Raw genomic sequence first — 8347 nt, 5'->3', positions numbered from 1 at the left:
CCCTGATCGCCATCGCCCGCAAGCTGCTCACCATCCTCAATGCCATCCTCCAAAGCTCAACACCCTGGAGAACCACAACCTCCGCGAAGGAGCAGACCGCTTGACACCCAAGACAGTCGCTTCTTTTTTCTCTCAGATTACCATGTCCACGTGGCGACAGTACGTGGCCCGGCCCGGCCGCAGCGCGACCTGCGAGCTTTCGCCGTTATTATAATTCGTCCCGCCGCAATGCCCTGGTATCGCCCGTGTAGAGGCACAGGTCACTTAACGGCCGGTGAATAGAAAAAAGATGGGGGTTCGGGGGAATTCATTCCCCCGACCTGCCAAGCCCTTCAGCTGCGCTTCAGAAACCCAACCAGTTCTTCCGCCTTGTCGACGATCGGCTCGCAGATTGCCCGCGCCTGGTCGGCGCCCTGGCGAAGGGAGGCGTCGACCGCCCCCGGATCGGCCAGCAGGCGCTGCATTTCGGCCTGGATCGGCGACAGGTGGGCCACCAGGGCGTCGGCCAGGGTGTTCTTGAAGGCGCCGAAGCCCTGGCCTTCGTGCTGGCGCAGCACCTCCGCCGGCGCGGTGTCGGTGATGGCGGCCAGGATGCCCACCAGGTTGCGGGCTTCCGGCCGGTTATCGAGGCCGGACAGCTCGCCGGGCAGCGGCTCGGCATCGGTCTTGGCGCGGCGAATCTTCAGGGCGACCGTGTCAGCGTCGTCGGTCAGGTTGATGCGCGACTGGTCGGAGGCGTCGGACTTCGACATTTTCCGGGTGCCGTCGCGCAGCGACATGACGCGGGCGGCGACGCCCTGGATCATCGGCTCGATGTGGGGGAAGAAATCCACGCCGTAGTCGTGGTTGAACTTCTCGCCGATGTCGTTGGCCAGCTCCAGATGCTGCTTCTGGTCCTCCCCAACCGGCACGCGGGTGGCGTGGTAGGCGTGGATGTCGGCGGCCATCAGGTTCGGATAGACGTAGAGGCCCGAGCCCGCATTCTCGCGGTCCTTGCCGGCCTTGTCCTTGAACTGGGTCATCCGGTTCAGCCAGCCGATGCGCGCCACGCAGTTGAAGAGCCAGGCGAGGCGGGCATGGGCATGGACGTGGCTCTGCACGAACAGCGTGCATTTGTCCGGGGTGACGCCGCAGGCGATCAGGGCGGCGGCCATCTCGCGGGTTTGCGTCGCCAGCGTCTTCGGGTCGAAGGGCTGGGTGATGGCATGCAGGTCCACCACGCAATAGATGCATTCGTGGTCGGCCATCATCGGCACCCAGTTGCGGATGGCGCCGAGGTAATTGCCGAGGGTGGGGATGCCGGAGGGCTGGATCCCGGAGAACACACGCTGCATCGAACGAACCTTTCGCGCCTGGCGGCCGAGGTAATCAAGCGTGGGGGTGATCCCGCGCTGGGCTGCCGCCGTCAAGCCTTGCCAGGAAGCCTTGCCACGGCGGGCCGGCTTCGGCAGGAGGGACGGCCAAGACGAAGGCTGGGAGGCCGTGCATGCGGATCGAGCGGGAATTGGCGGGGCTGCGGGCGGCGACCGGCGCCTGGCGGGGTGCCGGCCAGCGCATCGGGCTGGTTCCCACCATGGGCGCGCTGCATGACGGCCACCTGGCGCTGGTGGCCGAGGCGCGGCGGCAGGCCGACGTGGTCATCGCCTCGATCTTCGTCAATCCTCTGCAATTCGCCCCCTCCGAGGATCTGGCCCGCTATCCGCGCGACGAGGCCGGCGACCTGGCCAAGCTGGCGGCCGCCGGCTGCGACCTGGCCTTCCTGCCGACGCCCGCGGTGATCTATCCGCCCGGCGACAGCACGGTGATCGACCCGGGCGCCGCCCCCGGCAGCCCGGCCGAGTTCTGGGAGGGCGCCGCCCGCCCCGGCCATTTCCGCGGTGTCGCGACCGTCTGCTGCAAGCTGTTCATGATGACCCAGGCCGATGTGGCGGTCTTCGGCGAGAAGGACTGGCAGCAGCTGCAGGTGGTCCGCCGCATGGTGGCCGACCTGCTGCTGCCGGTCTCGATCCAGGGCCTGGCCACGGTGCGGGAGGCTGACGGGCTGGCCATGTCGTCGCGCAACCGGCGGCTGTCGGCGGCCGAGCGGGCCCAGGCGGCGCTGCTGCCGGCCCTGCTGGACCGCTGCGGCGCGGGCCTGGCCGAGGGGGGCGCCGTCGAGGCCACCCTGGCCGAGGGCCGCGCCGGGATGACGGCCGCCGGCTTCGCCCCCGACTACCTGGCCCTGGTCGAGCCGGCCTCGCTGCGGCCCTGGCCAGAGGGCGCCATCGGCGCCGCGCGGCTGCTGGTGGCGGCGCGGCTGGGCGAGATCCGCCTGCTGGACAATATTCCTGTCCTGGTGCCGCCCCGCCGCGGATAGGAATTTGCCGAGGTTGTGATCGAAGACCTTTCGCCCTCTGCTGCGTTGCAGCGGGTGATGGCCCCCTCGACCGAAACCGCCCCCGGCCCAACGGCCGAGGCCCCCGCACCGTTGCCCGAGGCGCTGCTGCGCCCGGGCGACACCGTCTGGCGCCTGGCCGAGGCCGGCCGCGCCGCCGTGCTGGTCGACGCCGCCAATTACTACGGCGCGCTGCGCGAGGCGATGAAGGCCGCCAGGAGCTCGATCCTGATCGCCGGCTGGGACATCGACAGCCGCACCCCGCTGGTCGGCCCCTCGGGCGAGGCGCGGGACGGGCTGCCGGCGCTGCTCGGCCCCTTCCTGGCGGCGCTGGTCGAGCGGCGGCCGCAGCTGCGGATCAAGCTGCTGCTCTGGGATTATTCGGTGCTCTATGCGCTGGAGCGGGAGCTGCTGCCGGCGCTGTCGCTGCATTGGGGCACGCCGCGGCAGATCGAGCTGTGCCTCGACGACCAGGTGGCCTTCGGCGCCTCGCACCACCAGAAGGTGGTGGTGATCGACGACGCCCTGGCCACCGCCGGCGGGCTGGACCTGACCATCCGCCGCTGGGACAGCTCTCCGCACAAGGCGGTCAATCCGCACCGCACCGATCCGCGCGACGAGACCTACCCGCCCTTCCACGACGTGCAGATGATGGTCGATGGTCCCGCCGCGGCGGCCCTGGCCGACCTGTTCCGCGAGCGCTGGGCCGAGGCCGCCTGCGAGGACCTGCCGCCGCGCGGCGACCCGCCGGCGCATGCGGCCTCGCTCTGGCCCCGGTCGCTGGCCGCCGATTTCACCGACACCCCGGTCGGCATCGCCCGCACCCGCGGCAGCTTCGAGGGCCTGCCCGAGCTGCGCGAGGTCGAGCGGCTCTACGAGGCGATGATCGGCGCCGCCGAATCGTCGCTCTATGTGGAGAACCAGTTCCTCACCCATCTGGGCCTGGCCCAGAAGCTGGCCGAGCGGCTGGCGGAGAATCCGAAGCTCGAGGTGGTGGTGCTGGGCCCCCGCACCCACCACACCTGGCTCGAGCACCGCACCATGCTGGCCGGGCGCATCCGCTTCATGGCGGTGCTGCGGGCGGCGGGCGTCGCCGACCGGGTCCGCCTGCTCTACCCCGAGGTGGGCGCGAAGCGCGGGCCGCAGAAGGGCCCGCTGGCCGATGTCATGGTGCATGCCAAGGTGATGATCGTCGACGACCGGTGCCTCCGCATCGGCTCGGCCAATCTCTGCAACCGCTCGATGGGCACCGACAGCGAATGCGACCTGGCCATCGAGGCGCAGGACGACCGCACTCGCGCCGGCATCGCCCGCATCCGCGACCGCTTCCTGGCCGAGCACCTGGACGCGACGCCGGAAGAAGTGGCGCAGGCGATGCGCGGCGGCTCGATCTTCGCCGCCATCGACAAGCTGTCCGGCCGCGCCCGCCGGCTGATGCCGATCCAGGATGGCGAGCTCGCCGAGGGCGAGGGCCTGCCGCAGATCGAGGCGGTGGCCGACCCGGCGCGCGCCATCGGCACCACCATGCTGCTGGCCGATTTCACCGCCGAGGACGGCACCGCGCATGGCATGCCGCTGTGGCTGCGCGTCACCCTGGTGGCGGCGCCGCTGCTGCTGATCCTGGCGATGTGGCGCTACACCCCGCTCTCGGCCTTCCTGAACCCGGAGACCTTCAGCGCCTCGATGCAGAACGCCAATGGCGCCTGGGGGCCGCTGCTGGCGCTGGGGCTGTTCATGGTGCTCGGGCTGATCGCCTTCCCGGTCAACGTCCTGATCGTGGCGACGGCGGCGGCCTTCGGCATCTGGCCGGGCCTGGCCTATGCCGCGGTCGGCGCCCTGGTCAGCGCGCTGCTGACCTGGATGGTCGGGCGGCGCCTGGGGCCGAAGCTGCTGCGCAAGCTGCTGGGTCCGCGCATCAACCGGATCAGCCGCAGCATCGCCCGCAACGGCATCCTGGCGGTGACCATGGTGCGGCTGATGCCGATCGCGCCTTTCACCCTGGTCAACCTGGTGGCCGGCGCCATCCGCATCCCTCTGCTGGACTATATGGTCGGCACCGCGCTGGGCCTGGCGCCGGGGCTGGTGCTGATGACGGCGCTGGGCGACCGGCTGCTGCGCATCATGACCGACCCCTCGCTGCGCGACATCCTGGGCTTCGCCGCCGTGCTGCTGGCCTGGGGCGCCGTCTCGTGGGGGCTGCAGAGCCTGGTCTCCTGGTTCCGCCGCCGCAATGCCCAGGCGGAGGCCCAAGCGGACGCCCAGGCGGAGGCCCGCGCCGAGGGCCGCGACCCCGGGCAGGCGGAGGAGCGGCTGCCAGCCGGGGCGGGCGCCGCATGATCCTGCGCGCCATGACCTGGAACATCCATGCAGGCGTCGGCCGCGACGGCCGCTACGACCTGGACCGCGTGCTCGGCCTGATCCGCCGGCATCGCCCGGACATCCTGGCGGTGCAGGAGATCGACAGCCGCCCGAAGCACCGCCCCACCCCTTTCGAGGCGTTGAAAGAGGCCTTCGCCGGGCACGACATGGTGGCCGAGACCATGCAGGGCGCCGAGGAAGGCGCCTATGGCCATATGCTGCTCAGCCGCTGGCCAATGCAGGATGCCGCCATCCACGACCTGTCGGTCGATCGCTGCGAGCCGCGCAGCGCCATCACCGCCCGCATCGAGACGCCCTCGGGCGCGCTCGGCGTGATGGCGACGCATCTGGGCCTGCGCTGGCAGGAGCGGCGGCGCCAGGCGCGGCAGCTGGCCGCCCTGGTGCGCGCCCAGCCCGGCCCGCTGGTGGTGATGGGCGACTTCAACGACTGGTCCTGGCGCGGCCCGGTCTGGCGCGCGCTGTCGCCGCTGTTGCCGGCGCGCACGGCGCACCGCACCTTCCCGGCGCATTTCCCCCTGCTGCGGCTGGACGAGATCTTCTGCCGGCCGGCCGGGCTGCTCGGGCGCAGCTGGCGCGACAAGGCGGGCGCGCAGGCCTCCGACCACCTGCCGGTCCTGGCCGAGCTGCAGCTGGCCCCCGTGGTCGCGCCGGCGGCGGGGATCCTGGCGGCGGCGTGACTTGCGGCGGCGGCGAGGAAAGCGGCAGGATCATTGCGATTCCGGCCGACCAGCCGACACGCCATGTCGCAAAAATCACGCGGGACTCCGTTTTTGACGGCAGGAAAATTGATTTGCGCACAGCAGAGGTTGTGCCAGAATTTTACGGCCTCCCTTCCCGCTGGAGAGGCCTGCGCTGGAGGCTGGCATGCCGGTTGAGTCACTCGTGAAGGCATGGTCGCGTCCGGAAGCGCGGGGCGGCTCAAGGTGGCGTGCGCTCGGCCTGACGGCGCTGCTGCTCGGCCAGACCGCGCTGGTGTCCCCGGCTTTCGCGCAAGGCTCGCCGCCGACCAATTCCCCGCCCGCCTCGCCGCGCGGCGACACGCTGGTGCCCGGCCAGGCGATGCCGGCCACGCCGCTCTATGGCCAGAATGGCGGCCCGGCGCCGCCGGTGATCGGCGCCCCCGGGGCGCCGGCCGGCAGCCGGGACAACGCGACCTCCCTGCTGCTCGACCAGGCCAGCTACTGGCAGGCGCAGAACCGCCCGGAGGCGGCGCTGCAGTCGCTGGAACGGCTGCTGCGCATCCAGCCCAACGACACCCGGGCGCTGGCCATGGCGGTGCAGGTCGCCGCCTCGGCCGGCGAGACCGACCAGGCCGAGGCCTATCTGGCGCGGCTGAACGCGGTGGCCCCGAACAGCCCCGACGTCGCCCGCGCGCAGAGCGCCATGCGCGTCACCGGCGTCGACCAGTCCGGCATCGTCGAGGCACGGCGGCTGGTGCAGGCCGGCCGCGGCGCCGAGGCGCTGCAGGCCTATCGCACCGCCTTCGGCAGCAACGAGGTGCCCGACACCTTCGCCGTCGAATACTACCAGACCCAGGCCGGCCTCTCGGCCGACGACTTCCGCGAGGCGCGGCGCGGGCTGGCGGCGGCGCTGGCCCGGCAGCCCGACAACACCAGGATGAAGCTGGCCCTGGCCCAGGTGCTGACCTTCCGCGAGACCACCCGCGCCCAGGGCATCGAGGAGCTGCAGGCGCTGTCGCGCCAGCCGCAGACCGCGACCGCGGCGCGCGCCGCCTGGCGGCAGGCGCTGCTGTGGCTTGGCCCGGGCGGCGAGGCGACGGCGGCGATCGAGGTCTATCGCGCCGCCTATCCGGGCGATGCCGAGATCGAGGCGCGCTACAACGAGGTGCGCACCTTCGGCCAGGACCCGACCTACGAGTTCCGCCAGGGCGCCTTCGAGGCGCTGAACGCCAAGCGCTTCGCCGAGGCCGAGGCCGGCTTCACCGCGGCGCTGGAGAAGAACCCCGAGGATGTCGATTCGATCCTCGGCATGTCGATCCTGCGCCGGCTGCAGAAGCGCGACGCCGACTGGCGCGCGCTGATGGCGCGCGGCGTGGCCCTCGCCCCGGACCGCGAGTCGGAATTCCGCCGGGCGCTGGGCCTCGACACCGTGGCCGGCGGGCCGCGCGGCGGCGGCGGCGGCACCGGCCGCATCGTCATGACGCCGAACATGCTGGCGCGGCAGGCGATCCAGCGCGGCCGCTACGACGAGGCGGAGCAGCAGGCGCAGCGCTCGCTGCAGCGCGGCTCGGAAGCCGAGCGCGCCGAGGCCACCATCATCCTGGCGCAGGTCGCCCTGCAGCGCGGCGAATGGCCGGCCGCCGAGGAAGGTTTCCGCGAGGCGCTGCGCCGCCGCCCGACCTCGCGCGAGGCGCAGGGCGGGCTCTACACGACGCTGGAGCGCCAGGGCCGCTCGGCCGAGGCCGATGCCATGGCCCAGGCCACCGGCTTCGTCCCCCCGCGCGGCTTCGCCCAGGCGCGCTCCGCCGGCTTCCGCCAGGCCGCCGAGCGCGAGGGCAACCCGGTCCGCGCCATCGCCTTGCTGCGCCAGGCGGTGCAGGTGGCGCCCGAGGATGCCTGGGCGACGCATGACCTGATCCGGCTGCTGCGGCTGCAGGGCGAGACCGCCGAGGCCGACAGCCTGGAGCGCGACCTCGCCGCCCGCAGCGACCGCGAATCGCTCTTCGCCGCGGCGCTGCTGGCGCAGTCGGAGGAGCGCGACCGCGACGTGGTCGACCGCGTCGGCCGCATCCCCGCCAGCCAGCGCAATGCCGATCTGCGCAAGATGCTGGAGGGTGCGACCATCCGCGTCGAGGTGGTGCAGTGGGAGGCGCAGCTGCCGTCGCCCGCGGCGACGCGCTCGCTGCTGGCCATCGCCGCGCGGCCGGATGCCAGCGGCCAGACCGGCGCCGCCGTGGTGCGCGCCTTCGGCCGGCAGAAGATGGGGCGCGAGGCGATCGCCGCCGCCCGCACCGCGGCCAATAGCGGCCGCACGCTGAGCCTGGAGGCGCGGCTGGCGCTGGCCGGGGCGCTGCTGGAGGCGAAGCAGCGCGAGGATGCGGCGACGCTGATGGCGGGCCTCGAGAACGCCCAGATGACCGCCGAGGAGCGCGAGCAGTATATGGGCATGCGCGCCGCCCTGATCGCCGCCACGGCCGACGAGTACAGCGAGGCCGGGCAATACGCCCAGGCCAACACCATGCTGCTGCAGGCGCTGCAGACCGACCAGGACCGCCCTGCCCTGCTGCTGGCGCTGGCCCGGCTGCGGCTGCAATCCGGCTATCGGCAGGAGGGCCAGCAGATCGCCGAGGGCGTGCTGGCGCGCGAGCCGAACCGGCTGGAGGCGATCATGACCGCCGGCGAGGCGGCGCTGTCGCTGCGGCAATGGCAGCGCGCCGACGAGCTGATCAGCTTCGGCCAGCGCCAGGCGCCGAGCAATGTGCAGCTCTACATGATGGAGGCGCGCTCGGCCCGGGCGCAGAGCGACACGCGCCGCGCCCAGCGGGCGCTGACCGTGGCGCAGCGGCTGCGCATCGGCCAGCTGCAGCAGCAGTCGAGCATCGCGCGCTGAGCGCGCGTGTGATCAGCATGGCGC

Annotated in this window: 5 protein-coding genes; 4 read left to right on the top strand and 1 reads right to left on the bottom strand. The window is 72.3% G+C overall.

Annotated features, from left to right (window positions below):
* Positions 1–332: 332 nt before the first annotated feature.
* Entirely contained in the window at positions 333–1334 is a 1002-nt protein-coding gene (gene trpS / locus GVN67_RS16000; RefSeq protein WP_159997706.1) for a tryptophan--tRNA ligase, read from the bottom strand.
* Positions 1335–1486: 152 nt separating this feature from the next.
* Here trpS and panC point away from each other — a divergent pair, with 152 nt between their 5' ends.
* The 4 genes from panC (at position 1487) to GVN67_RS15980 (ending at position 8323) form a co-directional block, all read left to right on the top strand.
* On the top strand, positions 1487–2356 hold the full coding sequence (gene panC / locus GVN67_RS15995; protein WP_159997704.1) for a pantoate--beta-alanine ligase: 870 nt from the start codon (positions 1487–1489) through the stop codon (positions 2354–2356).
* A 15-nt stretch (positions 2357–2371) separates the two neighbouring features.
* Positions 2372–4711, top strand: coding sequence for a VTT domain-containing protein (locus tag GVN67_RS15990; RefSeq protein WP_235035329.1), 2340 nt, complete (start codon positions 2372–2374; stop codon positions 4709–4711).
* Positions 4708–5430, top strand: a complete 723-nt coding sequence (locus tag GVN67_RS15985; RefSeq protein WP_159997702.1) for an endonuclease/exonuclease/phosphatase family protein — start codon at positions 4708–4710, stop codon at positions 5428–5430. Before GVN67_RS15990 ends, GVN67_RS15985 begins: the two co-directional genes overlap by 4 nt.
* Before the next feature lie 187 nt (positions 5431–5617).
* On the top strand, positions 5618–8323 hold the full coding sequence (locus GVN67_RS15980; protein ID WP_159997700.1) for a tetratricopeptide repeat protein: 2706 nt from the start codon (positions 5618–5620) through the stop codon (positions 8321–8323).
* Positions 8324–8347: the final 24 nt, after the last annotated feature.

Source organism: Roseomonas sp. 18066, assembly GCF_902706185.1.
Taxonomy (GTDB): domain Bacteria; phylum Pseudomonadota; class Alphaproteobacteria; order Acetobacterales; family Acetobacteraceae; genus Pseudoroseomonas.
This window is presented reverse-complemented; position numbering and strand designations above follow the sequence as displayed.